Here is a 21,613-nt window from a genome sequence, read left to right as displayed (position 1 = left end):
CGGTACTAACGGGGCCATCCACCGGCTACTCGCCGAACGCGGCTCCTGTCCCCGATACGCGGACATTTGAGGGAAGCCTGATGACCGAACCAGGTGTGGGGCCCGAGGCCCCCGGCAACATGCGCACGCTCGTCCTCAGCAACGACCTCGACGAGACCAGGGAGATCATCAGCTCTGCATACAGTCCTTATCAACTCAGCGTGCTCGGTGACCCCCGGGAGTTCTCCGCGTGGTACGCGGAGGGCAGCTTTCCCGGGGTGACGGTGTCCGGGCTGCAGTACGGGGCCGAGACGCTCGTCGCGCCGCAGCCCCTCGACTCGTACCTGCTGGTCTGCCAGCTGGTACGGGGCCGGGTGCGGGTGATCTCGCCCGGTCGTGAGGAGCGGGTCGTCGGGACGGGGCAGACGTACGTGCTCGACCCGTACCGCTCCTTCCAGGTGCACTGGTCGCCCGGCGCCCGCATGACGACGCTCCGGCTCGACCGGGAGACCGTGGAGCGGGCGGCGGCCGACGCGCTCGGCGTCGAAGGGACGCTGCGGGCCCGCTTCTCCCTCAACGGCACCATCTCGGCGGCCGCGGCACGGAGTTGGGCCGGGATCTCGGCCGCGGTGCACCGGGAGGTGCTCGGCGAGGGCGTCGCCCGCAGCAGCCCCCTCGTGGCCGGGCACCTGACGCAGTCCACGGCCGCGATCCTCATGCAGACGCACGAACTGATCACCCGGGGCGTGGACGCGCAGCGTCCGGGCGAGGTCGCGCACCCCGCCGTGCGCCGGGCGATGGCGCTCGCCGAGGAGCGCGCCGACCAGCCGCTGACGCTGGCCGATCTCGCGCGGGCGGCCCGGGTGAGCCCGCGCGCCCTGCAGGAGGCGTTCCGCCGGCACGTCGACACCACCCCGCTCGGCTATCTGCGCGAGGTCCGGCTGGGCCGGGCGCACCAGGAACTGGCGGCGGCCCGCGGGGACGGCGACGTCACCGTGGCCGAAGTCGCTTACCGTTGGGGATTCAACAACCTCGGCCGCTTCGCCGGGTACTACCAGCGCCGCTACGGGCGCCCGCCGTCCCGCACGCTGCGCGGGTAGGCGGCGGCCCGTACGGAGCGGCTCTGCGGGACACCCGTAAGCGACGTCCGAGGGTGACGCCCGTGGGTCCTGAGGATGACGGTGTCCGTCCGGGGGACTACGCCCGGCCCCTCCCGTCGGCCTTCCGGGCGTACGAGCTTTCCGGCCGTACGGCTGACGCCCGGCACGCGCTGCGCTCCGAGAATTGGAGGAGTCGATTCCGGCCATCCCCGAGCCGTGAGCCCCCGGGCTCCGGCCCGCCCCGTGGCCGGTCTCCCTTCCTTCCCCCAGCCTCCCGGAGGAGACCCGTGTCACACGCGGCCGCCTTTCCCGCCCCCACTCGCCCGCGCGGCGGCGCCGCCGTCGCCGCCCGCGCCACCGGCCTCAGCAAGGTCTACGGACAGGGCGACACCCGCGTGACGGCGCTGGACGCGGTCTCCGTGGAGTTCCGCCGCGCCGAGTTCACCGCGATCATGGGGCCGTCCGGCTCCGGCAAGTCCACGCTGATGCACTGCATGGCGGGCCTGGACACGATCTCCTCCGGCTCCACCCGGATCGGCGACGTGGAGCTCGGCTCGCTCGGCGACCGGCAGCTGACGCGGCTCCGCCGGGACAAGATCGGCTTCATCTTCCAGGCGTTCAACCTGCTGCCGACGCTGACCGCCCTGGAGAACATCACCCTCCCCATGGACATCGCGGGCCGCAAGCCCGACGCGGAGTGGCTGGACATGGTGGTCGGCACGGTCGGCCTCGCCGGCCGCCTCACCCACCGGCCGAGCCAGCTCTCGGGCGGCCAGCAGCAGCGCGTGGCCGTGGCCCGCGCGCTCACCGCCAAGCCGGAGATCATCTTCGCGGACGAGCCGACCGGCAACCTCGACTCCCGCTCCGGCGCCGAACTCCTGGGCTTCCTGGCCGAGTCGGTCCAGGCCCTGCAGCAGACGATCGTCATGGTCACGCACGACCCCGTCGCCGCCTCGTACGCGGACCGGGTGATCTTCCTCGCCGACGGCCGGATCGTGGACGAGATGCGCCGGCCGACCGCGGGCGCGGTCCTGGACCGCATGAAGGCGTTCGACGCGAAGGGCCGCACGAGCTGACGCCGAGGGCCGTACGCGCTGACGAGCCGACGGCCGGCCGACCGGCCGGCGACCGGCTCACGAGCGACGACCCGCCGTTGACCTCGGCCTCCCGGGCTGACCCGACCTCCAGGACTGAACCCACCACCATGTTCCGTACCGCCCTGCGCAACCTCCTCGCGCACAAGACCCGGCTGATGATGACCGCCCTCGCGGTCCTCCTCGGCACCGCCTTCGTCTCCGGCACGCTCGTCTTCAGCGACTCCGTCGGCAGCGCCTACCGCAACAGGATGGCCAAGAGCCTCGACGACGTGGCGGTCTCCGTCACCCCGGGCGGGCCGGGCACCGAGGCCGGTGACCGGGGCGCGCTCGACTCCCGGGTGGTCGACTCGGTCCGCGCCCTGCCCGGTGTGGCCTCCGTCCGCCCGTCCGTCACGGGCACCCCGGTGATCGCGGACCGGCACAACGACCCCGCCGGCAACGAGTGGGGCAACACCGGCGCCAACTACGTCCCCGGCAAGGACGGCAAGGACAGCCGCTACCCGCTCGTCAAGGGCCGCGGCCCCGCCGCCGAGGGCGAGATCGCCCTGGACGAGAAGACCGCCGGCAAGATCGGCGCCGAGGTCGGCGGCACCGTACGGATGGCCGTCGACGGCCCGGTCATGACCAAGAAGCTGTCCGGCATCGTCAGGACCGGCGACCCGCGCGTCGGCGCGGGCGGCAGCCTCGCGCTGTTCGACACCGCGACCGCGCAGAAGCTCTTCGGCAAGCCCGGCGAGTTCAGCGAGCTCGTCGTCACGGCCACCCCCGGCACCGACCAGAACGCGCTGACCGCGAAGGTCCGGGACGCCCTGCCGAAGTCCTTCGACGCCCGGAGCGGCAAGCAACTCGCCGCCACCGAGGCCAGGATGATCGACGAGCAGACGAGCTCGATCCGTAAGACCCTGCTGGTCTTCGCGGGCATCTCCCTCTTCGTCGGCGTCTTCATCATCGCCAACACCTTCACCATGCTCATCGCCCAGCGCAGCCGCGAGATCGCCCTGCTGCGGGCCGTGGGCGCCTCCCGCCGCCAGGTGGTGCGCTCGGTGCTGATCGAGGCGGGCCTGCTGGGCCTGGTCGCCTCCGCCGTGGGCTTCGGGCTCGGCCTCGGCATCGCCACCGGCCTGCACCCCGTGCTGAACGCCACCGGCGCGAGCCTGCCGGACGGCCCGCTGGTCGTCGAACCGGCCTCCGTGCTGTCGGCGCTCGGCGTCGGCGTCGTGGTGACCGTGGTCGCCGCGTGGCTGCCCTCCCGCAAGGCCGCCAGGATCGCCCCCGTCGAGGCGCTGGCCACCGCCGACCAGGCACCGGCCACCCGCAGCCTCGTCGTGCGCAACTCCCTCGGCGCGGTGCTCACCGGCCTGGGCGTGGCGGCCATGCTGTACGTCACCACGTTCAGGAACAGCAGCGGCCTGCAGTACGCGATGGCGGGCTCGGCGCTCACCCTCGCGGGCGTCATCGTCCTGGCGCCGCTGCTCTCCCGCCCGTTCGTGCGCCTCGCCGGCCGGCTCCTCGGGAAGCTCCCCGCCCGCGTCTCGGGCGTCAGCGGCAGGCTCGCCAAGGAGAACGCGCTGCGCAACCCGCGCCGTACGGCCGCCACCGCCTCCGCCCTGATGATCGGCCTCACCCTGATCACCGGCCTGACCGTGGCCGCCGTCTCGGCGGACCAGGGCATGAAGAAGATGGGCAAGCAGGACCTGACCGCCGACTACAAGGTCAGCTCCACCAGCTACCTCGGCCTCTCCCCGGAGATCGCCAGGACGCTCGCCGGGCAGCCCGAGGTCGACGCGGTCGTCCCGCTGCGGTCCACCGGCTTCCGGTCGGACGGCCGCCCCGCGACGGCCGTCGCCACGGACGTCCGGGCCCTCGCCCGGGTGACCGACTTCCGCGTCGTCAGCGGCTCGGTCGCCGGTGTCCGCGGCACCGCCGCCGTCGCGGTCTCCGAGACGTTCGCCCGGGACCGGGGCCTGAAGCCCGGTTCGACGCTGCCCATGTCCTTCTACGACGGCAAGAAGGCCGCCCCGCGCGTCGCGGCCGTCTACCGCGACAACGACGTCCTGTCCTCCGTCCTCACCGCCCCCGCCCTCCTCGACCCGCACCTGGACAAGGTGCGCGACGACGAGGTGCTGGTGAAGGCCGCCCCCGGCCGGGCCGCCGGCCTCCCCGGCACGATCAAGGAGACCCTGGGCGGCAACCCCCTCATCAAGGTGCAGAGCCAGGACGACCTGCGCCGCTCCGAGGCCGGGAACATCGACGACGTCCTCTACCTGATGTACGGGCTGCTCGGCATGGCCGTCGTCATCGCGGTGATCGGCGTCGTCAACACCCTCGCCATGTCGGTCTTCGAGCGGACCCGGGAGATCGGGATGCTGCGCGCGATCGGCCTGGGCCGGCGCGAGGTCAAGCTGATGGTGCGGCTGGAGTCGGTGATGATCGCGATGTTCGGCGCGGTGCTGGGCGTCGGGGCCGGCGTCTTCCTCGCCTGGTCGGGCGGGCACCTGCTGCGGTCCTCGTTCCCGCAGTACGCGATGGTCGTCCCGTGGGGCCGGATCGGCCTGTTCCTGCTGCTGGCCCTCGCGGTGGGCGTCCTCGCGGCGGTCTGGCCGGCGCGGCGGGCCGCGAAGCTCAACATGCTGGAGTCGATCGGGGCGCAGTAGGGCCCGCCGGGCCGCCCGGCGCTCTCGCAGGAGCGCTCGCCCCCGCGCCCCGGCCCCGCCTCCCCGGACGAGGGAAGCCCCCCGCCGGCCTCCGACCGGGCCGGCGGGGGTTCACCTGTGCAACGCATACTTCGAAACAGCCCCCAGGGCGTATACATAGACGTATATTCGCCGCATGTCCGACGCCATGATCCGGGTTCCCGCCGAGGTGCGGGACCGTCTAGCCGTCATCGCCGAGTCACGTGGCACCTCCATCCGTCATCTGGTGCAGGAGTTCGCGGAGTCCACGCTCACCGCCGAGGAGCGCCGCGAACGTGCGGAAGCAGCACGTGCCTACCTGGCCGAACACTTCGGCGTCGAGGTAACGGACGAGGAGAGCGCGTCCATGGGCCGCAAGGTCCGTGAGGCCTTCACCCGGCAGCAGCAGAACGCCGCCGCGTGACCGATCGGTATCACCTCGTTCTGGACACTCCTACGCTGGTCGCGCTGTCCGGCAACCGACAGGTTTCCGCGCTGATCCATCACGCCTGTTCCGAGCCGGAGACCCTCCTGTGGGCGCCGGTGCTGTCCGTCCTGGAGGCGGATCCGGAACACCCGGGAATCGCCGGCCACATCGGTCAGCTGGACGTCATCCACACGGTCGACTTCGACTACCCGGCCCTGCTGACGGTCGCGCGACTGCGCAGGGACGGCGTTCCGCCGGGAATCGCAGCCGCCGCCCACGCCGTGCGCCATCTGCCCGAGTGGGGCGCGGAAGCAATGATCGCCACGGTCGACCCGAAGCCGTACGCCCCGCTGGGACTGCCGTTCCTCGACCTCAACCGCTGACAGTTACCACGCTCGGCCCAGCAGGCTCCGAACCACCGACGTGATGGTGCTCGCCCTCATCGAATGACTCAGGGTGAACCGAACGGGTCCTCGCCCGGAAGCCCGGTCAGGAAGGCGGGCAGCCCCTGCACCGGCTCGACCGGCCGGAGGTCGTGCGCTGCCGCGGTCACGGCGCGTTCGACGATCGTGTAGGCGAGGCCCGCGTCCATGCCGTCGGCTCCCAGGCCGGGCAGGGGGACACGGACCGCCACCACGTCGCCGCGCGAGGTGCGCCCCACGGTGACGTCCGTGGCCCGGTGGCCGTCGGTCCGCAGGCGGAGCAGTTCGACCGGTTCGGCGAGATACGCGTACCAGGCGTCGCTTCGCCGGCCGAGTTCGTCGAGCAGCCAGCCGTGGCCGGCGAGCGGTGCGGACGTGGACTCGGTGGGCTCGTCGGGCTCGGCGAGCCGGGCGGGGCCGGCCGCGGCGACCGTCTGCAGGAGCGCGTCGCGGCCGGCCTCGGGGTCGGGCAGGAGGGTGGTGGCGGGGGTGCCGGGCCATCGCACGGTCACCCGTGCACGGCCGGAGGTGAGGTCGACGTCCCCCACGCACAGACCGAGCTCGGCACTCCCGCGCTGCAGGGCCCCCAGATCAACGAGCAACGGCGCCCACCACTCGGCCGCGGGCAGGGTGCGGGACGGCCGGACGGGACGTCGGCTCATCGGAAGGCCCTCCTGGTGCGGGGCGGATCAGATGTTGATGGCGTTCTTGACCCAGTCGGGGCAACGCCCCTGCACGCCCTCGCAGTAGGCGGTGATGACACCCTTGGGCAGCTGCGGGATTTTGACGCTGAAGTCTACTCCCGCGCGCACGGCCTGGACCTTGTCGACACGGCAGGTCCGGAAGATCCACCAGCCGCTGCACTTCACGTGCAGCACGTCGGTGAAGTAGTTCCAGGTGTCCGGATAGCCGGCGAACTTCTGCTTCCCCGCGGCTCCCGGGCGCGGGTACTGCGTGGTGGCCCGGACGGCCTTCATGGTGAGGTTGTGCTTCTGCTCGATCTTGGTGAGCCCGAAGCCCTTGTCGCGGACGGGGTCGTAGTATCCCTGCCGCATGTAGACGGTCCAGCCGTCGCGGTCCTTCCACTGCCCCACCACGGTGTCGGGGCCGTTGATCGCGGCGCTTTCCGTCGCGGCGGTACGGGGCGCCTTGCCTTCGCCGAGCTGCTGCACCGCGGATTCGGAAATCCCGTGCCGGCCGAGGTCGGCCAGCCGGAACGACGCGTCTCTCGGTATGCCGGAGCCGTTGTCGAAGACGGAGAACTCGACGTCTCCGGACGAGCGCTGAGCCGAGGGCGCTGCTGCCATTGCGGACGCCGGCGCCGCCGCGAACAGCCCGGCCGCGAGGCCGAGGGCCGCCGTGGTGACGGCGCACCGACGTGCATTCACCTTACGCATGGTCCCCCTTGAGGTGACTGCCGTGCACTTCCGTTGCCGGACCCTCACGGTGCGATCCGGCCACCAGCAAGCTAGGGAGGCCACACGTGACGCGTCGACCCCCGTGGGGCCGAATCGGCCATCCGTTGCCGCTGCCGGCGGCAATCACCATTTGCAACAAGGCAGTTATGCGTCGTACAGCTCATGCGCCGGGGACCCCGGACCGGCGGAAGGTTCCGTTTTCAGCAACCCCAGGCCTGCAATGTGACCGAAAAGTTTCGGACATGGACAGAGGCAGACCGGGGCCGGGACACGCACCTGCGGGTAAGTACCTACTTTTTGGCGTTCGTCCTCCCCGGCGAGCGCACCGGCACCTTCGAGGCCCCCGCCCACCGGTGGCAGCGCTTCACCGCCGGCTACTGACGAACCCCGGGCGGCTCAACCGCCGGGCGCCGCACTGCAGTTCGCCGGACGCTGGAACTGATGCGCTGTTGCGCACGTCTCAGAACAGGAGACGAGTGACGGGGGATCGGGCATGACCGTGACGCTGGCCGAGGAGATCACGCTGCTGGCGCTGGACGGCGAGTCCGGGACGGTGCGGAAGCGGCAGGCCTGCCAGTGGGCGGTCGCGGGCGGGATCGTCCTGGATCTGGTCCTGGCCGGCCGCCTGTCGGTGGACGGTGGGCGGATCAGGGTGCTCGACACGACCCCGACGGGAGTCAAGCTGCTCGACGACCGGCTCGGAATGATCGACAGCTGGGCGGCGCCGAGGCGCAAGCCGCCGAAAGTCACCGAGTGGCTGACCAAGGACCATCGCAGGGTTCTGGGCGCCGTCGTCGAATCCCTCAGGGAGCGCGGCCTGGTCCGTCAGGAGCAGCGGAATGCGCTGGGACTGTTCCCCGTACGGTGGTTTCCCGAGGCGGACGGCACGGTCAAGCGTGAACTGCGCGCGCGGCTTGAAGAACTGGTCCTGCGGCATGCCGAGCCCGATGACCGCTCGGCCGGCCTTATTGCGCTGCTGCACGCTGCCAAGCTGCACCGCCCCGCCTTCCCCGGCTCGCCGCCGCGAGAGGTCGTTCCGCGGATGCGGGAGATTTCCGAAGGGCAGTGGGCAGGTGAGAGCGTCCGCAAGGCGATCCAGGAGATGCAAGCGGCCATGACCGCGGTTTTCCTGGTCACTATGAGGAGCTGACGACTTCTTCCGGCGGGATGTTCCCGGCATCCTCAATAATTTTCGCGACGAGTTCCTCGTCGCTCAGTGCAGGGGACGGGGCCGGCGCCGATCCGAGAAGTGCGTGCAGGATTTCCCGGAGCGAATCAGAAGCGCCCTGTCCGTGCTCTAACGCCTGATAGCGCCAAGCTTCACTCATTATTCAAACCCCCATGAAATACAGGTGCGGGACAGGTTGGCTTCGCAAGCAGATGCGGAGCTCGCTGAGCGTCACCAGCACCCTCGGAGGGTTCCTGTGCGTGTCTCCTGGTGAAAGCCCCGGTAGGTGCCCTTGCGGGCATCCTTGCCAGAGTGTCGGGCCGCCGGGCCTTTGGCAACACCACCCGTAGCGGACCGGTCCCGGCGGCCGGCAGTCAGCACTGGGCGTGCCGAGGTGTTCCGAGCCCGCCGAGTCGCTCGCGCAGGATCCGCAGTGTTCTCGACGTGGAGCTGCGGACCGTCGCGGGCGAGCAGCCCATGATCTGCGCGACGTCCTCGATGCTGAGGTCCTCCCAGTAGCGCAGGTAGACGAGGCCGCGCTGCCGGGCCGTGAGGCCGGACAGCGCCTTGAGCAGGGCCAGCCTGTCCCCGACCCGGGCCGACTCCTCCGGTTCGGGCTCCGGTTCGGGTAAGGAGTTCTGCAGCAGTTCGCGGGTCCAGCGATGCCTGCGTCGTTCGTCGATGAAGAGCCGCACCATCACGGTGCGGGTGTAGGCGGACAAGGCGTCGTGACGCTCCAGCCGCTCCCAGCTCCGGTACACGGCGATCAGCGTCTGCTGTACGAGATCGTCAGCGGCGAACCAGTCTCCCAGCAGTACGAAGGCGTTACGTCTCAGTGCCGGCCGGGCACGCGCGACGTACTGCGAGAAGTCCTCCTCGTGTGCCTCGTTCAATCTGTTCATCCCCGTTTCAAGATTTTTTGTCTCAGCGAGCAGCGCCCCGAACTCCTCACCACGTGTAGCTGGTTGGAACCGTTCGCAGCCAATCGCGATCCCCCGCTACGTAGGGCGCCGAACGGAGTCAAACACGTTTTCCGCTCCGCCCGCTAGTGATGCCTCGCGGAATGAAACGGAGCTGCGCTATCCGGAACGAGGGATGTAATTGCGGTTTCAATGGATGCGAATTGGGCGAGGTCCCGGCTGTGCTCCGGCCGGATTCCGGATGGTCGAGGAAGGTGAAGAATGAGGACCCTCCAGGCGACACCCCAGGGCACCGCAGTGCCCGAATCTCTGCGCCGGATCGGCAAGCTGGTGTCGCCCTACGGGCTCGTGTCGAGGCTCACCTGGCTTCCCGTCACCGAGGGCGAGCCGGATTTCGCAGTCTTCTCCGGATCGCTGGGCGACCCGGGAGCGGTTCTCGCGGCTCAGACGGAATGGACGCACGACGCTTCCTCCGGCAACTTCGACGGCGCCGGCGGAGCACTGGACCGGGAGACGGCGGCGCACCTCGCGGCCGCCGAATCACTGGAGCGGTACTCCTCGTGCGCCTGGTCACCGCAGGACATGATCTGGGCAACCGCCGAGGAACTCGGAGGGGACGCCATCCCGCCCTGGGAGTGGCCGAACCTCTCTCCGGCCGAACTGGCCGACCCTCGCTGCGGCCTGGTGCCCACTGACCGGCGGTTGCCGCTGCGCTGGGTCGAAGGATGGTCCCTCGCCCGCGGCCGGAAGGTGTACGTACCGGCCGTCCAGGTCTATCTGAAGTGCTCGCCGGAGTCGGCCGCCGAGCGCTTCGTGCACCCGGTCTCCACGGGATGCGCCACCCACGCCGACCCCTCGGCCGCCATAGCCAACGGTCTGATGGAGGTCGTCGAACGGGACTCCATCGCCCTGACCTGGCTCCAGCGCCTGCGACTGCCCCGGCTCGAGTTCGAACTCGGCGACCTGGCTCCTGAGCACCGGGCGTTCGTCGAACGGGCGGCCGGCGAGAACATCCGCACCTTGCTCTTCGACGCCACGACGGACCTCGGCATCCCCGTCATCTACGGGGTCCAGCTCGCCGACCACGACCGCGATCTCGCCCAGCTCGTCGTCGCCACCTGTGACACCGACCCGGGCAAGGCCGTCGCCAAGTTGCACCGCGAGGCCGCCTCCCTGCGCATCGCCCTCCGCTCCCACGCGAGCCGGCACACGAACCCCGGCGACCCGCAGGACATCGTCAGCGTGATCGGTGGCGCGCTCCTCGCGGGGAAGCCCGGCCGGCGCGACCAGTTCGGCTTCCTGCTGGAGGGCGAGCGCCCCGTCCGCGCCCTCGCCGGCCTGCCGCGCCCCCCGAAGGGCGCCGAGCAGCTGCCGTGGCTGCTGGAACGGCTGTCCCGGGCCGGCTGCGAGGTCGTGGTCGTCGACATCACGACCGACGAGGCCCGCCAGGTGGGTGCGACCGTCGTACGGGTTCTGGTGCCGCAGCTGATGCCGCTCTCCTTCGCGCACCGCGCCCGCTACCTCGCCCATCCCCGCCTCTACGAGGCTCCTCGTGCCATGGGCCACCCCGTGCACGACGAGTCGGGCATCAATCCGAATCCGCAGCCCTTCGCGTGAGGTGGGTCATGAATCGTCACCTGCTCGTACTCGCCTCCGGGGCGTTCGGCAAGGACGTCGCGCGACGCCTGGAACACGGCCCCCGGGAAGCCGGACACGCCCTCACCGTGATGGAGATCGACGAGGGGACCCACCCGAGTCTGTGGCCCCGTGCCGACCTCATCGTGCTGGCCACCTCCCATGAGCGGCCCCGTATCGACGAGGCGGCGGACCGGGCGGCCTTCGCCTGGGGCACTCCCTGGTTCGGGGTGCACACCACCGCCACCGAGGTGCTGTGCGGCCCCGTGGTGGTCCCCGGCCGCACGGCCTGTCACCAGTGCTACGTGCGGCGCCGCAACCAGCACCGGCGGGCCGGGCACGGCACCGCCGGCCCGGGGGACCGCCATCCGACCGGTTATCCGGTCCACCACGTCGGCATCGCCACGGCCTTCGCCCGGCAAGCGGTCGAGGAGGCGCTGCGCCCAGCGGCCGGCGAGGAGGAGATCGGCGGCACCGTGCGGAAGTTCGACCAGATCACCGGTGCCACCAGCAGAGCCTCCGTCATTGCGGTGGACCGGTGCACGCGTTGCCGCACGGCTGCCACGGGCGACGAACTCCGGCACCTACTGGCCTCGATCACCGAAGGACGGACAGCGTGAGCGACCGATCCATCATGACGGCCGAAACCGTCGGCTCTGCCGCACGGTTCGATCCGCAGCTGCGCGTACCCCGGCAGCCACGGCTGCGCCGGGGCCTCGTGGTCAGCACCGAGGCCGGCCAGGTGGTCGTGACCGGCCCGCCGAAGAAGCAGCTCTTCCGTGGCAGATCCGCCACGGAGATGCTGCCCGGGCTGCTCGGCCTGCTCGACGGCGCGCACACCCATGACCGGCTCGCGGCGGAGCTCGGGCTGTCCGAAGACGTCGTGTTCAAGGCGCTCTCGCTGCTGTGGACCTGCGGCGTCGTCGAAGAGGGCCCGCCCGGGGCAGCGGAGCGCGAAGCGGTCACGGACGTCGATGACCGCTTGGCCGACTACCTGTCCCGGGTGGGCAGCGCCACCGAGGTGAACCCCTGCTGGGAGGAGGCGGCCGCCCGCCTCCGCACCGCAGTGATCGAGATCTTCGGCGACCCTGCGCTCGCCGCGCTCCTGCGGGACGAACTCACCGGCTCCATGCCGGTCGTCCTGGGCGAGGGAGACGCCCCCACCGAGCAGGCGACGCTCGTGGTCTGGGCCGATGCCGGAGACGGGGGGCGGGACGCCGGTTCCGGCACCGATGGGCACGCCCTCGTCGGGCGCTGCTGGAACAAGGGCGTCCCGTTGCTGCGCCTTCGCGTGCGCGGTCGCCGTGCGGCCCTGGGCCCGCTGGTCGACCCCCGCACGACGCCTTGCCTGGACTGCCTGACCACCGAGGACGAGGCCGACGACCGTACGGCGGGCGCCGGTGACCACGAGCTCGCCGCCGCACTGTTCGCCCGCGACGTGTTCGCCGTGGTCTCCCGGACGACCCCCGCACCGCTACCGATGCGGTGGCGGCTGGTGGACCTTGAGACCCTCGGCCAGCAGGACGCCTCCTCCGCGACCCGGCCCGGATGCCCGCGCTGCTCCGTCGCCGAGGGGCCGGTCGTGGAACGCGCCGCGGCGGCCACCCGCTTCGAGGCATCGGTGGCGATGCCGCCGAAGGAGTTCGCCGACCTCAAGGCCCACCAGATGCACTACAAGCCCTCCAACCTCGCCCTGCAACGCGTCTCCCGGACCTGGCCGGTCGCCCCCGCCGTCGAGCTCCCGCCGCCCGACCATGAGCGCCTCGACCACTCCGACCGGTCCGGCCCGGCCCGGGACGCCGTGCGGCCGGGACCGGACACGCTGTCGCTGCTGCTGTCCGTCACGGCGGGGATCAGGGCCGACAACCCCGACAAGGTCGCCCGCTGGACCGCGAGCGGCGGCAACATCGGCTCGGTGACGGCGTACGCCGTCGTCCGTGACCTGCCGGGCATCGCTCCCGGCATCTACGGTTACGTCGCCTCCGGGCACCGGCTCGCCCGGCTGTCCTCCCGCGCTGACGCCGTTCCCGGTGAAGGGCCGTTCAGCCTCGTGCTGACCGGCGACTTCCCCAAGGTCGCCCGTAAGTACTCGGCCTTCGCCCTGCGGATCGTGCTGCTCGACGGCGGCTGTGCCCAGGCCACCGCCCGGGAGGCGGCCCGCGCCCTCGGCATCGGCTTCGCCCTGCGCCCCCGCTGGGACGACGACGCCATCGCCGCAGCTCTCGGCATCAACCCCGACGTGGAACCGGTCACGGCCGTCATCGATCTGGGAGGCACCGCATGAGCAGCCCGCACGACCTGGCGACGGAACTCCTCACCGCCTTCCGGGCACCCGCTCCCGCGGCCGCCGGCACCGCCGCCGCGCCGGCGCCCGCACCGCTCGCTCCCCGGCCGCCCGCACCCCTCGGTCCGCCCGTCCGCTTCTCCACCCGGCAGCGGGACAGGGCGTCCCTGCGCACCGTTCTGGAGAAGCGCCGCTCCGTACGGTTCTTCGGGCCCGGTCCCGTCGACGCCTCACTCGTCGCCGACGTGGCCGCCCGCGGCATCCAGGCGGACCTCGAGTCATGGCCGGGTGAACGGGAGCGGCTGCCGCTGCAAATCAACGTCGTCGCCTTCCGCCTCAGCGGCCTGGAGCCCGGCATGTACGCCCTCGACGCGGGCACTCCCACGGAGCGGTCCTACGTGCGGGTCGCACCGCTGCCGGAGGGCGAAGCACTGCACGGACTCACGATCCAGCGGGAGTTCTGCGACTCCGCCGCGATCGTCTCCCTCGGCGCCGACCTCGACCTGGCGAGCAGACTGCACGGTGCCCACGGCTACCGGACGCTCATGACCCGGGCCGCGGCAGCCGCCTACACGATGTGGCTCGACGCCGTGGCCGTCGGACTCGCCGGCACTGTCTTCGCGGGATTCATCCCCGCCTCCGTACGGCTGCCGCTGCGCAGCGACGGGGCCAGCAGGCACCAGCTCTTCGCCCTGGCCCTGGGCGGTGCACTCGTGCCGCCCCCCACACCTCCGGGGCCGACCGGCCACCGGTGATGCGAGAACAACGCGAACAGAAGGAGTGATCCGATGAACGACGCCAGCGCGTGGGAGCTCGACCTCCACAGCGTCGACCTGGGCGACGAGGACCTGTCCATCGAGCAGATCCCCGAGGGCGTGGCACTGGGCACCTTCAGCACCACCTCCAGCGCCACCACCGCCAGCTGCCCGGTCAGCAGCGCCGGAAGCATCATGACCGCCAACTGCACGGGTTGAGCCCGGCGCACTCGGAAGAGAGGAAGCGCACCATGCCCGAACTGGAACTCTACGTCCTCGACGACATCCTCGAGGACTCCCTGGAGATGGAGACGCTGTCGGACGGCAACGCCCTCGCGTCGGTCTCCACCGCGGGGTCGGCGAGCTCGGCCTCCTGCCCGGCGACCACCGCCTCCTCCTTCACCTCCTTCTCCAGCTACACCTGACGGGCCCGGAGGCGCCTCGGCGCCCCCGTTCCCGCACGTCCCGCACAGAAGCTCGTCCGAAGGGAAACGACCAGTGGACACCAACGAAGCCGGGTTCGACCTGTACGCCTTGGACGGCGAGATGTCCGTCGAGGAACTGCCGCAGGGCAACGCCCTCGGCTCCTGGTTCTCCGCCGCCTCGGCGTCGACCGCGTCCTGCCCGGCGACCTCGGCCTCCTGCGTCGGCAGCGCCTCGACGTTCGGCTGACCGCCCTCTCGCGGTCGCGCCCGTCTCAGAAGGGACATCACCTGTGAACGAGAACAGCACCGACAAGCTCATCGACCTGTACGCGATGGACGAGCAGCTCTCCGTGGAGGAGCTGCCGCAGGGCAACGCCCTGGGCTCCTTCTCCAGCGCCACTTCGGCGAGCTCCTTCTCCTGTCCCGCCAGCTCGGCCAGCAGCGCCACCACGGCCTCCTGCGTCGGCTGATCCGTTCCGCTCCGCCGGCTCGCCGCAGCCGGCACCCGAGAAGCAGAGAAGAGGTGACACCTCATGAACGAGCAGCACAGCGACCCGTACGCGTTCGACCTGTACGCCCTGGACGGCGAACTGTCCGTGGAGGAACTGCCGCAGGGCAACGCCCTGGGCTCCTTCTCCACCGCAACGTCCGCCGCCTGCGCGTCCTGCCCCGTCAGCTCGGCCAGCAGCTCCACCACGGCGTCGACGTACGGGTGACCGGTCCCGGCGGAAGGCGCTTCGCTGGCTGACACCGTCTCAGCACCTGCCCGCCGGGCCCGGCTCCTCCCTTTCAGCGGCGTCGTCTCCGGCGCCGCTGGAAGGCGGCTTTCTCAATTTCGCAGCATCCTGCAACGCAGCGCCCGGGGTCAACGGGTCACGGCCCGTTGACCCCGGGCGTCCAGGAGTACAGGAGAGGCAGACAGTGATCAGTTCGCCACCGAAGCTCCGAGAGGAGCTGGAGGTCATCCGCGGGATGGACGACATCCCGCTGATCTTCGATCCGGTCACCGGGAACTACCACCGCATCAGCCGCGCCGGCGAAGTGGTGCTCACCTATCTGGACGGCACCCGCACCCGGGACGACCTCGTCGCCTTCCTCGCGCGCGCCGATCAGCGGCGTGCCGAAGCGCTTTCGGGGCAGATCGACACCTTCCTGGCCGCCCTGGACAGGAGCGGGCTCCTCGAAGGCTCGGAACCGCCCGGCAAGCCCAAGGACCGCGGTCGCGTGCGCGGCTCCATGATGATGCCGCGGATCGTCCTGACCCGCTCTCTCCCCCGTGTGCTCGAACCCTTGGCCGTGGTACTGCGCGCCGTGCCGGCCCGGCTACTGGTGCTGATCGCCGCACTCGGCGCGCTCGCGGGATACGCGTTCGGCTTCCACACCCTCTTCACCGTGATGCCGGCTCCGCGGGACCTGGCGGGGCCCGCGTTCCTGCTGGGCACCGGCGTGATGCTGCTGTACGTGCTGATGCACGAGACCGCCCACGCCCTGGTCGCGCAGATGCTCGGAACCCCGGTCCGCGGACTGGGGGTCGCACTGCTGTTCTACTTCATGCCGGTCGCCTACGTGGATCGCACGGACGCCTACCGCTTCCGGGGCCGCGGCGGCCGAGTCGTCCTGGCCATGGCCGGCATCCTCAGCGACGGCTGGTTCTGCGCACTGTCGGGTGTGATCGCCCTGAACTCCGGCGGGCTGCTCAGGGACGTGGCCGTGCTGGTGCTGGGGATGCAGCTCCTGATGCTGATCATCAACCTCAATCCGCTGATGCCCAGCGACGGGTACACGGCCCTCGAAGCGGCGACCGGATTCACCAACGCCCGGGGGCGGGCGTTCGCGCTGCTGCGCCACACCGTCCGGCGAGAGGAACTCCCCGCGTACCTCGCCAACCTCAGCAAGGCGGCCCGCCGCGGCCACATGGCGTACGGCTTGTTCGCCGTGGCCTACATCTGCCTCCTCGCCTACGCCACGTTCCGCGCCCTCCCGGCCACCGTGAACCTCGCTCTTTCGGCGGTGGGCCGATGACCTCCTGCGTCATCTCCCAGGTCGTGCTGACCCGGGTGGCGGGCCTGCCGTCCGACGCACTCGACCTGGTCGCCCGGGCCACCCGCAAGCTGCTGGCCGAGCATGCCGCGGCTTCGGAACAGCTGGGCGCAGTGGCTCCCGCACTGACCGAGGCCCTCTTCACGCTGGTCCCCCGGCTCGACGACGACGTGCCGCTGCGCCGCAAGGTCCTGGCTGCCAAGCGATCGGTCAACCGGCTGGAGCCGCTGCCCTGGGACGAGGACGTACGGCGCCGTGTGACCGAGCGCCTCCCGCACGGCGAGGCCGGTCTCGTGGCCGCATGGGTCCGCATCGTCCGCGAACGACAAGCACTGCACGAGCAGTTGGCCGTCCAGCTCGCCGCTGACCGGGAACAGGCCGTCCAAGCCTTGCACCGGACCCTCGAACCGGGCGTGGACGTTGCCGACGGCGAGGGGGAGAGCCGCTTCGGCGCGTCCCTGGCGATCGCCGCGCCCGACTGGATCCGCCACCGCGACCACAAGGCCCGGTCGGCGAAGACACTGAAGACGCTGTACTCGTACGTCGCCCGCGCCGCTGTCAAGACGAGTCCCTTCTCCGGGCTGACGACGGTCGGCGAGGCCGGAGCGGCAGGACGGGGCCGTGGGCGCAGCCGTACCTCCGCGACCGCGGCCTACCTGGCACTGAGCCGGCTGGCACGCGACCCGTCGACCGCCGGCCTGCTGCGCTACCGGGTCGCGCCCGTGCGGCCCGGCACCCCCACCGAGCCGCAGGGCCTGCTGCTCCACAGCGAGGTCGTCATCACCGAGGGCGTCGTCTGGCGCCACGACCGGGCCGTCGAGGCCGACTACGCCCTGCCCTCACTGGCCGGCCTGCGCTCCGGCGCCACGCTCACCGAACTCCTCGCTGCCGTCGGCGGCGCCCGGCCCTTCGCCCGGGTCGTCCGGCTGCTGGACGCGGGGATCATCCATCCCGTCCCGCCCTGGAGCAGGGGCGCGGCGCCGTTCCCCGCCCTGGCCGCGCTTCTGGAGGACGACCGCACCGCTTCTCCGATCGGGCGCAGCGATGTGGTGCGGGCCCACCATCTGGGTGACGGCGCGTGGCGGGAGGACACGGAGGGGCGGATCGCCGCCGCCGCAGAGCTCCGGGACATCACCGGTGCCTGGAACGAACACGGTGACCGCGGTGAACGCAAACCCAGCGGGCTGGTCTACGAGGACCGGGAGACCGACCTGGCGCTCCCCGACCCGCTGGCCGTTCCCGGGGTCCGGGCCGACCTCACGGCGCTGGGCGAGCGGGTGCGGCCGTACCTCTTCCGGTCGCACCTCTACGACTTCCTCCTGGAGCGCTTCACCGCGGAGTTCGGCACCGGCGGCGTCTGCCGCGACCCGCTCGGCTTTCTCATGCGGCTCACCGTCGACCGGGACGCCAATCCGCCGCTCGAACGCGCGCTGTTCGCCGACATGACGAGCCGGCGCGACCCGGGAGACCGCGCCTGGCTCCCGGTCGGGCCGACCAGCGCCCCGCCGAACACCGGAGTCTTCTTCCAGCTGGAGGCGGCGAGCAGGGCCGAGATCGAGGCGGGCCGCTACCGGCTCGTGATCAACCAGTTCGGGGCGGGCACCGGAGGGCTGTTCAGCCGCTTCGGGCGGCTTCTCGGCGACGGCTTCCGCGAACGTCTCGCCGCGTACACCGAACGCTGCTGGCCCGGCGTTTCCCGCCGCGAGCTGGTGGTGTGGACCGACTGCAACACCGTGCAGTCCGAATGCGGCGGTCTCCTGCCGCCGTTGGTCCTGCCGGGCGAGGTCGAGGCCGAGGACGGGATCACCCTGGACGACACCGTGCTCGCGCACGACGCCCACACCGGCACCCTGTCCCTCTTCCACCGGAACGGCGACCCCGTCGGGCTGGCCTACCTGGGCCTCATTCCGCAGCATCTGCTCCAGTCGTACGTCCGGCTGCTCGCGATCCTCGCCGATCCCTGGGTCAACGGCTCGCCGCACTCCGACTACACCATGACGAAGGCCCACGAGCTGGGTCCGCTGTGCGGCGACGGCGTGGTGGAACTGCCCCGGGTCACCGGCGGCCCCGGGAACCGTCTCGTCACCCGCCGCGCCTCGTGGATCGTGCCGGCCTCGGCGATCCCGCGCCCGGAAGCCGGTGAGCGCGACGAGACCGCCCTCGCCGTCCGGCTCGACTCCTTCCGGCGTGCCCACGGCATTCCCGAGGAGGTCTTCGTGCACCAGCTCGGCGGCGCGGGCAGTGCCTTCGGCATGACGGCCGACCGGAAACCCATGTGGGTGTCCCTGGCCTCTCCGCTCTCCGTGGGGGTCCTGCACCACTGGCTCAGCCCGCGGACCAGCCACCTCCGGCTCGTGGAGGCGCTTCCCGGACGTTCCCTGCACGCCCAGCGCGACGCCCTCGGCCGGCCGCGGGCCGCTGAGCACGTGGCCCTGCTGGCCTGGCCCGAGGAGACCCGATGAGGCCGGCAACGGGCCGTACCGGGCGAGCGGACCGGGGTGCGGAGACGGACTGGTGGTACGTCCGCGCCTACCCGGGGCATCCGGACGCGATGGACGAGGCCACGCGCGTGCTCATCCCCTGGTTGTCCGCCCGGGCATCCGAAGAGGCGGCGTCCGCCTGGTTCTTCACCCGCTACTGGGACATGAGCGGCCATCACCTGCGGCTGCGGCTCAAGTGCTCCGCCGATGGGGTCGACCGCGTCCACGAACGCCTGCCCGAACTCGTCGGGCTGCTGCACGCGCTCGGCAGGCCCGCCCCGCCGGAACGTCTCGTGCCGGGATCCGTGCCCCAGGGGCTGCCGCTGGTCAAACAGGCCCGCTGCTCCTTGTACGCACCGGAACTGGCCAAGTACGGGGGTGCGCGCGGAGTGGCCGCGGCGGAGGAGCTCTTCACGGCCTCCAGCCGCTGGTACGACGACCAGCGCATCGGCGCCCTCGCCCCGCTCTTCGACCGGGCGGCACTGGCCGTCTCGTACATGAGCGCACTCGTACGAGAGGCGCTCCCTGGGCCCCGGGAGCGGACGGCGTTCTGGACCGCTCACCGCCGCCAGTGGGGGCGGCAGCTGCGGATGGCGGCGCCCGGCCAGGAGGACCTGCGTGCTCTCCTCGCCCGCGCGGCGGAGGGCACCGGTGAGGCCGCGGCGCGCCTCGGCGTCCCTCTCCGGGAGAGTGCGGCGCGGCAGGTCGAAACGGTCGTGCGCACCCTCGATGCGGCGCCGGCCGTCCACAACCCGGTCCCGCGGGAGGAGTTGCTCCTCCACTATCTGCACATGGACCTCAACCGCTGGGGTTTCGTTCCGGCCGAGGAGAGTCTTCTCGGCGTGCTGGCAGCGGCCAACTAGCCGTCGAAAAAGACTAGTTGCCTACTGCGCATCTACTTGCCAACATGGAAAGTGGATGCCACGCTGGCCGGACAGCAGTACGCACGGTGAGACCTCGGTGGAATCCGATGAGAGGCAGATGCGGAATGGCTGAACGAAGCCCGTCCCACGACGCGGCGATCCTGCTCGAGAACGTCACCAAGCGGTACCCGGGCCCGCACGGGGATGTCGTCGCCCTGGCGGGCATCGATCTCTCCGTGCGGCCAGGGGAGATCTTCGGCCTGCTCGGCCCGAACGGAGCCGGCAAGACCACCACCATCGAGACCCTCGTGGGACTGCGCCGCCCCACCGGAGGCACCGTCCGGGTTCTCGGCCACGACCCCGCGACGCAGCGCGACGAGATCCGCAAGTGCGTCGCGATCCAGCCGCAGCACGCCGCCGTGTTCGAACAGCAGACGGTGGCGGAACTGCTGCGGGTCTGGGCCTCCCTCTATCCCGACCCCGAGACCCCGGACGTCATCATCGACAGGATGGGCCTGTCGGCCTCACGTGACGTCCGGGTGGCGAAGCTTTCCGGCGGGCAGCGGCAGCGTCTCCTCGTCGGCACGGCGCTCATCTCCCGCCCTCGCCTGCTGGTGCTCGACGAACCTTCGACGGGCATGGACCCCAACGCACGGCAGGAACTGTGGAGCGCGATCCGCGCGCACCGGGACTCCGGCGGAACCGTACTGCTGTCCACGCACTCCATGGAGGAGGCGGAAACGGTCTGCGACCGGGTCGCCGTGCTGCACAAGGGCCGGGTGGCCGCCTGCGGCGCACCGGCGGACCTGATCAGCACGCACGCACCCGAGCGGGAAGTGCGCTTCACCGTCCCGCTCGGTACCGACCTCGCACGGCTGCGCACCGCGCACGGCGTCTCTCACATCGAGAGCCATGACTCCGGCGGTACCACCCACGTCATGCTGCGGACCAGCGATTCCGACGCGGCATTCGGCTTGCTCGCCGGCCCGCTCGGGGCCCACCGCATCCAGATCAAGGAGGCTGGGCTGGAAGCGGTCTTCCGCATCCTCACCGGAGTCTCCTTCCACGAAGGGGGAGACGGCGCGCAACCGCCCCCGGGGCACGCCGGTGCGGAGCCCATGGAGACGGAAGGCGTGATGGCGTGATGTCCTCGCCCTCGCGTGAGCTGGCCCTCATGCACGCCCGGGAGCTCGTCCGCGACCCCAAGTACTTCTACTTCGCGCTGTTCTTCCCCTTCGGCATGCTGGCCATATTCCTCGGCCTCGGCTTCGCCATGCCGAAGGACTCCGGTGCCCCGGACTTCCTGAAGCTCGTCTTCCCGATGGCGATCTTTCTCGCCGTGACCAGCGCGGCCCTGACCGTGACCACCGGACCGCTGGCCAATCTGCGGGCCAAAGGCACCCTCCGGCTCCTGGGCACCACACCTGTGGGGCGGGCCCGCCTCGTATGCACGCACATGATCGCCAGGGTGCTCATGGTCACCGCCCAGACGGTCGTCCTGCTCGCTCTGGCGGCCGCCCTCGGCAAGGTGGAACCGAGCCGGCTCCCGGCCCTCTTCGGCATCGCCCTGCTCGGCCTCGCCATGTTCGGAGGCGTCGGCTACCTGATCGGCGGCCGGCTGTCCTCGCCGGACGCGGCCACCAACGTCGGTACGCTCGTGCAGCTGGCGGCGCTGTTCCTGAGCGGTCTCGCGTTCCCGCTCGAGCTCATGCCCGATGCCGTCCGCACCGCGCTGGGCCTCCTGCCGACGTCCTTCTTCGCGGACCTCATGCTCACGCAGATGTCACACGGCGACCCGAGCCACCCGGTATGGCTGTCCGTCCTCGTCGTCGTCGTCACCACCGTCGTGGCGGTCGTCCTCGCCGTGCGCACGTTCAAGTGGGATCAAGGCGAGGCGGAGTAGGTACGACCATGCGACCGCGTCCCCC

23 protein-coding genes are annotated in these 21,613 nt (G+C 71.2%); 20 read left to right on the top strand and 3 right to left on the bottom strand.

Annotated features, from left to right (window positions below):
- The first annotated feature begins 80 nt into the window (after window positions 1-80).
- The 5 genes from ACFZCD_RS12785 to ACFZCD_RS12765 all read left to right on the top strand — a co-directional run bounded on the left by ACFZCD_RS12785 (window position 81) and on the right by ACFZCD_RS12765 (window position 5,658).
- Complete coding sequence (locus ACFZCD_RS12785) at window positions 81-1,079, top strand: AraC family transcriptional regulator (RefSeq protein ID WP_391829921.1); 999 nt, start codon at window positions 81-83, stop codon at window positions 1,077-1,079.
- A 287-nt stretch (window positions 1,080-1,366) separates the two neighbouring features.
- Window positions 1,367-2,155 (top strand): ABC transporter ATP-binding protein, encoded by a 789-nt coding sequence (locus tag ACFZCD_RS12780; protein WP_391829919.1) that lies wholly within the window; start codon window positions 1,367-1,369, stop codon window positions 2,153-2,155.
- Window positions 2,156-2,283: 128 nt separating this feature from the next.
- The gene (locus ACFZCD_RS12775) at window positions 2,284-4,830 is read left to right on the top strand and encodes an ABC transporter permease (RefSeq protein ID WP_391829917.1); all 2,547 of its coding nucleotides are present in this window, start codon (window positions 2,284-2,286) and stop codon (window positions 4,828-4,830) included.
- Window positions 4,831-5,005: 175 nt separating this feature from the next.
- Window positions 5,006-5,272: a hypothetical protein gene (locus ACFZCD_RS12770; protein WP_391829915.1), complete on the top strand. Its 267-nt coding sequence runs from the start codon at window positions 5,006-5,008 to the stop codon at window positions 5,270-5,272.
- Window positions 5,269-5,658, top strand: a complete 390-nt coding sequence (locus ACFZCD_RS12765; RefSeq protein ID WP_391829913.1) for a hypothetical protein — start codon at window positions 5,269-5,271, stop codon at window positions 5,656-5,658. Before ACFZCD_RS12770 ends, ACFZCD_RS12765 begins: the two co-directional genes overlap by 4 nt.
- A gap of 68 nt (window positions 5,659-5,726) precedes the next feature.
- On the opposite strand, the gene ACFZCD_RS12760 is transcribed toward ACFZCD_RS12765, so the two are convergent.
- Both ACFZCD_RS12760 and ACFZCD_RS12755 read right to left on the bottom strand, forming a co-directional pair.
- Window positions 5,727-6,359: a hypothetical protein gene (locus ACFZCD_RS12760; protein ID WP_391829911.1), complete on the bottom strand. Its 633-nt coding sequence runs from the start codon at window positions 6,357-6,359 to the stop codon at window positions 5,727-5,729.
- 27 nt (window positions 6,360-6,386) lie between these two features.
- Window positions 6,387-7,085: a hypothetical protein gene (locus tag ACFZCD_RS12755; protein ID WP_391829909.1), complete on the bottom strand. Its 699-nt coding sequence runs from the start codon at window positions 7,083-7,085 to the stop codon at window positions 6,387-6,389.
- A 523-nt stretch (window positions 7,086-7,608) separates the two neighbouring features.
- On the opposite strand from ACFZCD_RS12755, the gene ACFZCD_RS12750 reads away from it, so the two are divergent.
- Window positions 7,609-8,265, top strand: a complete 657-nt coding sequence (locus tag ACFZCD_RS12750; protein WP_391829907.1) for a GPP34 family phosphoprotein — start codon at window positions 7,609-7,611, stop codon at window positions 8,263-8,265.
- A gap of 392 nt (window positions 8,266-8,657) precedes the next feature.
- Here ACFZCD_RS12750 and ACFZCD_RS12745 read toward each other — a convergent pair whose 3' ends face one another.
- A complete protein-coding gene (locus ACFZCD_RS12745; protein WP_391829905.1) occupies window positions 8,658-9,176 on the bottom strand; it encodes a SigE family RNA polymerase sigma factor in 519 nt (172 codons plus the stop codon).
- Window positions 9,177-9,464: 288 nt separating this feature from the next.
- On the opposite strand from ACFZCD_RS12745, the gene ACFZCD_RS12740 reads away from it, so the two are divergent.
- From ACFZCD_RS12740 to ACFZCD_RS12675, 14 genes are all read left to right on the top strand, one after another.
- Entirely contained in the window at window positions 9,465-10,820 is a 1,356-nt protein-coding gene (locus ACFZCD_RS12740; protein ID WP_391829903.1) for a YcaO-like family protein, read from the top strand.
- Between the two features lie 8 nt (window positions 10,821-10,828).
- Entirely contained in the window at window positions 10,829-11,458 is a 630-nt protein-coding gene (locus ACFZCD_RS12735; RefSeq protein WP_391829901.1) for a TOMM precursor leader peptide-binding protein, read from the top strand.
- The gene (locus tag ACFZCD_RS12730; RefSeq protein ID WP_391829899.1) at window positions 11,455-13,122 is read left to right on the top strand and encodes a tpaE; all 1,668 of its coding nucleotides are present in this window, start codon (window positions 11,455-11,457) and stop codon (window positions 13,120-13,122) included. The genes ACFZCD_RS12735 and ACFZCD_RS12730 overlap by 4 nt, the downstream gene beginning before the upstream one ends.
- Window positions 13,119-13,877, top strand: a complete 759-nt coding sequence (locus ACFZCD_RS12725) for a hypothetical protein (protein WP_391829897.1) — start codon at window positions 13,119-13,121, stop codon at window positions 13,875-13,877. The genes ACFZCD_RS12730 and ACFZCD_RS12725 overlap by 4 nt, the downstream gene beginning before the upstream one ends.
- 33 nt (window positions 13,878-13,910) lie before the next feature.
- Window positions 13,911-14,096, top strand: a complete 186-nt coding sequence (locus ACFZCD_RS12720; protein ID WP_391829895.1) for a thiocillin family RiPP — start codon at window positions 13,911-13,913, stop codon at window positions 14,094-14,096.
- Between the two features lie 32 nt (window positions 14,097-14,128).
- Window positions 14,129-14,302, top strand: a complete 174-nt coding sequence (locus ACFZCD_RS12715; protein WP_313742431.1) for a thiocillin family RiPP — start codon at window positions 14,129-14,131, stop codon at window positions 14,300-14,302.
- A gap of 73 nt (window positions 14,303-14,375) precedes the next feature.
- Entirely contained in the window at window positions 14,376-14,549 is a 174-nt protein-coding gene (locus tag ACFZCD_RS12710; protein ID WP_391829893.1) for a thiocillin family RiPP, read from the top strand.
- Window positions 14,550-14,592: 43 nt separating this feature from the next.
- Window positions 14,593-14,772: a thiocillin family RiPP gene (locus tag ACFZCD_RS12705; protein WP_391829891.1), complete on the top strand. Its 180-nt coding sequence runs from the start codon at window positions 14,593-14,595 to the stop codon at window positions 14,770-14,772.
- A 63-nt stretch (window positions 14,773-14,835) separates the two neighbouring features.
- Window positions 14,836-15,018 (top strand): thiocillin family RiPP, encoded by a 183-nt coding sequence (locus ACFZCD_RS12700; RefSeq protein WP_391829889.1) that lies wholly within the window; start codon window positions 14,836-14,838, stop codon window positions 15,016-15,018.
- Between the two features lie 205 nt (window positions 15,019-15,223).
- Window positions 15,224-16,324, top strand: a complete 1,101-nt coding sequence (locus ACFZCD_RS12695) for a hypothetical protein (RefSeq protein WP_391829887.1) — start codon at window positions 15,224-15,226, stop codon at window positions 16,322-16,324.
- Window positions 16,321-18,804 (top strand): hypothetical protein, encoded by a 2,484-nt coding sequence (locus tag ACFZCD_RS12690; RefSeq protein WP_391829885.1) that lies wholly within the window; start codon window positions 16,321-16,323, stop codon window positions 18,802-18,804. The genes ACFZCD_RS12695 and ACFZCD_RS12690 overlap by 4 nt, the downstream gene beginning before the upstream one ends.
- Window positions 18,801-19,685 carry a thiopeptide-type bacteriocin biosynthesis protein gene (locus ACFZCD_RS12685; RefSeq protein ID WP_391829883.1) on the top strand — a complete coding sequence of 295 codons (885 nt, stop codon included), beginning with the start codon at window positions 18,801-18,803 and terminating at the stop codon, window positions 19,683-19,685. The genes ACFZCD_RS12690 and ACFZCD_RS12685 overlap by 4 nt, the downstream gene beginning before the upstream one ends.
- Before the next feature lie 125 nt (window positions 19,686-19,810).
- Window positions 19,811-20,830 (top strand): ABC transporter ATP-binding protein, encoded by a 1,020-nt coding sequence (locus tag ACFZCD_RS12680; protein ID WP_391829881.1) that lies wholly within the window; start codon window positions 19,811-19,813, stop codon window positions 20,828-20,830.
- Window positions 20,830-21,588 (top strand): ABC transporter permease, encoded by a 759-nt coding sequence (locus tag ACFZCD_RS12675; RefSeq protein ID WP_391830365.1) that lies wholly within the window; start codon window positions 20,830-20,832, stop codon window positions 21,586-21,588. Before ACFZCD_RS12680 ends, ACFZCD_RS12675 begins: the two co-directional genes overlap by 1 nt.
- Window positions 21,589-21,613 lie beyond the last annotated feature (25 nt).

The sequence above is a fragment of the Streptomyces sp. NPDC008001 genome, from assembly GCF_042958085.1.
GTDB lineage: Bacteria > Actinomycetota > Actinomycetes > Streptomycetales > Streptomycetaceae > Streptomyces.
This window is presented reverse-complemented; position numbering and strand designations above follow the sequence as displayed.

Bases quoted from the DNA above. Each gene is read 5' to 3' on its own strand.
- ACFZCD_RS12690 (WP_391829885.1), top strand. From the start codon at position 16,321: ATGACCTCCTGCGTCATCTCCCAGGTCGTGCTGACCCGGGTGGCGGGC.
- ACFZCD_RS12735 (WP_391829901.1), top strand. From the start codon at position 10,829: ATGAATCGTCACCTGCTCGTACTCGCCTCCGGGGCGTTCGGCAAGGAC.
- ACFZCD_RS12740 (WP_391829903.1), top strand. From the start codon at position 9,465: ATGAGGACCCTCCAGGCGACACCCCAGGGCACCGCAGTGCCCGAATCT.
- ACFZCD_RS12770 (WP_391829915.1), top strand. From the start codon at position 5,006: ATGTCCGACGCCATGATCCGGGTTCCCGCCGAGGTGCGGGACCGTCTA.
- ACFZCD_RS12680 (WP_391829881.1), top strand. From the start codon at position 19,811: ATGGCTGAACGAAGCCCGTCCCACGACGCGGCGATCCTGCTCGAGAAC.
- ACFZCD_RS12775 (WP_391829917.1), top strand. From the start codon at position 2,284: ATGTTCCGTACCGCCCTGCGCAACCTCCTCGCGCACAAGACCCGGCTG.
- ACFZCD_RS12785 (WP_391829921.1), top strand. From the start codon at position 81: ATGACCGAACCAGGTGTGGGGCCCGAGGCCCCCGGCAACATGCGCACG.
- ACFZCD_RS12750 (WP_391829907.1), top strand. From the start codon at position 7,609: ATGACCGTGACGCTGGCCGAGGAGATCACGCTGCTGGCGCTGGACGGC.
- ACFZCD_RS12685 (WP_391829883.1), top strand. From the start codon at position 18,801: ATGAGGCCGGCAACGGGCCGTACCGGGCGAGCGGACCGGGGTGCGGAG.
- ACFZCD_RS12760 (WP_391829911.1), bottom strand. From the start codon at position 6,359: ATGAGCCGACGTCCCGTCCGGCCGTCCCGCACCCTGCCCGCGGCCGAG.
- ACFZCD_RS12700 (WP_391829889.1), top strand. From the start codon at position 14,836: ATGAACGAGCAGCACAGCGACCCGTACGCGTTCGACCTGTACGCCCTG.
- ACFZCD_RS12720 (WP_391829895.1), top strand. From the start codon at position 13,911: ATGAACGACGCCAGCGCGTGGGAGCTCGACCTCCACAGCGTCGACCTG.
- ACFZCD_RS12675 (WP_391830365.1), top strand. From the start codon at position 20,830: ATGTCCTCGCCCTCGCGTGAGCTGGCCCTCATGCACGCCCGGGAGCTC.
- ACFZCD_RS12715 (WP_313742431.1), top strand. From the start codon at position 14,129: ATGCCCGAACTGGAACTCTACGTCCTCGACGACATCCTCGAGGACTCC.
- ACFZCD_RS12725 (WP_391829897.1), top strand. From the start codon at position 13,119: ATGAGCAGCCCGCACGACCTGGCGACGGAACTCCTCACCGCCTTCCGG.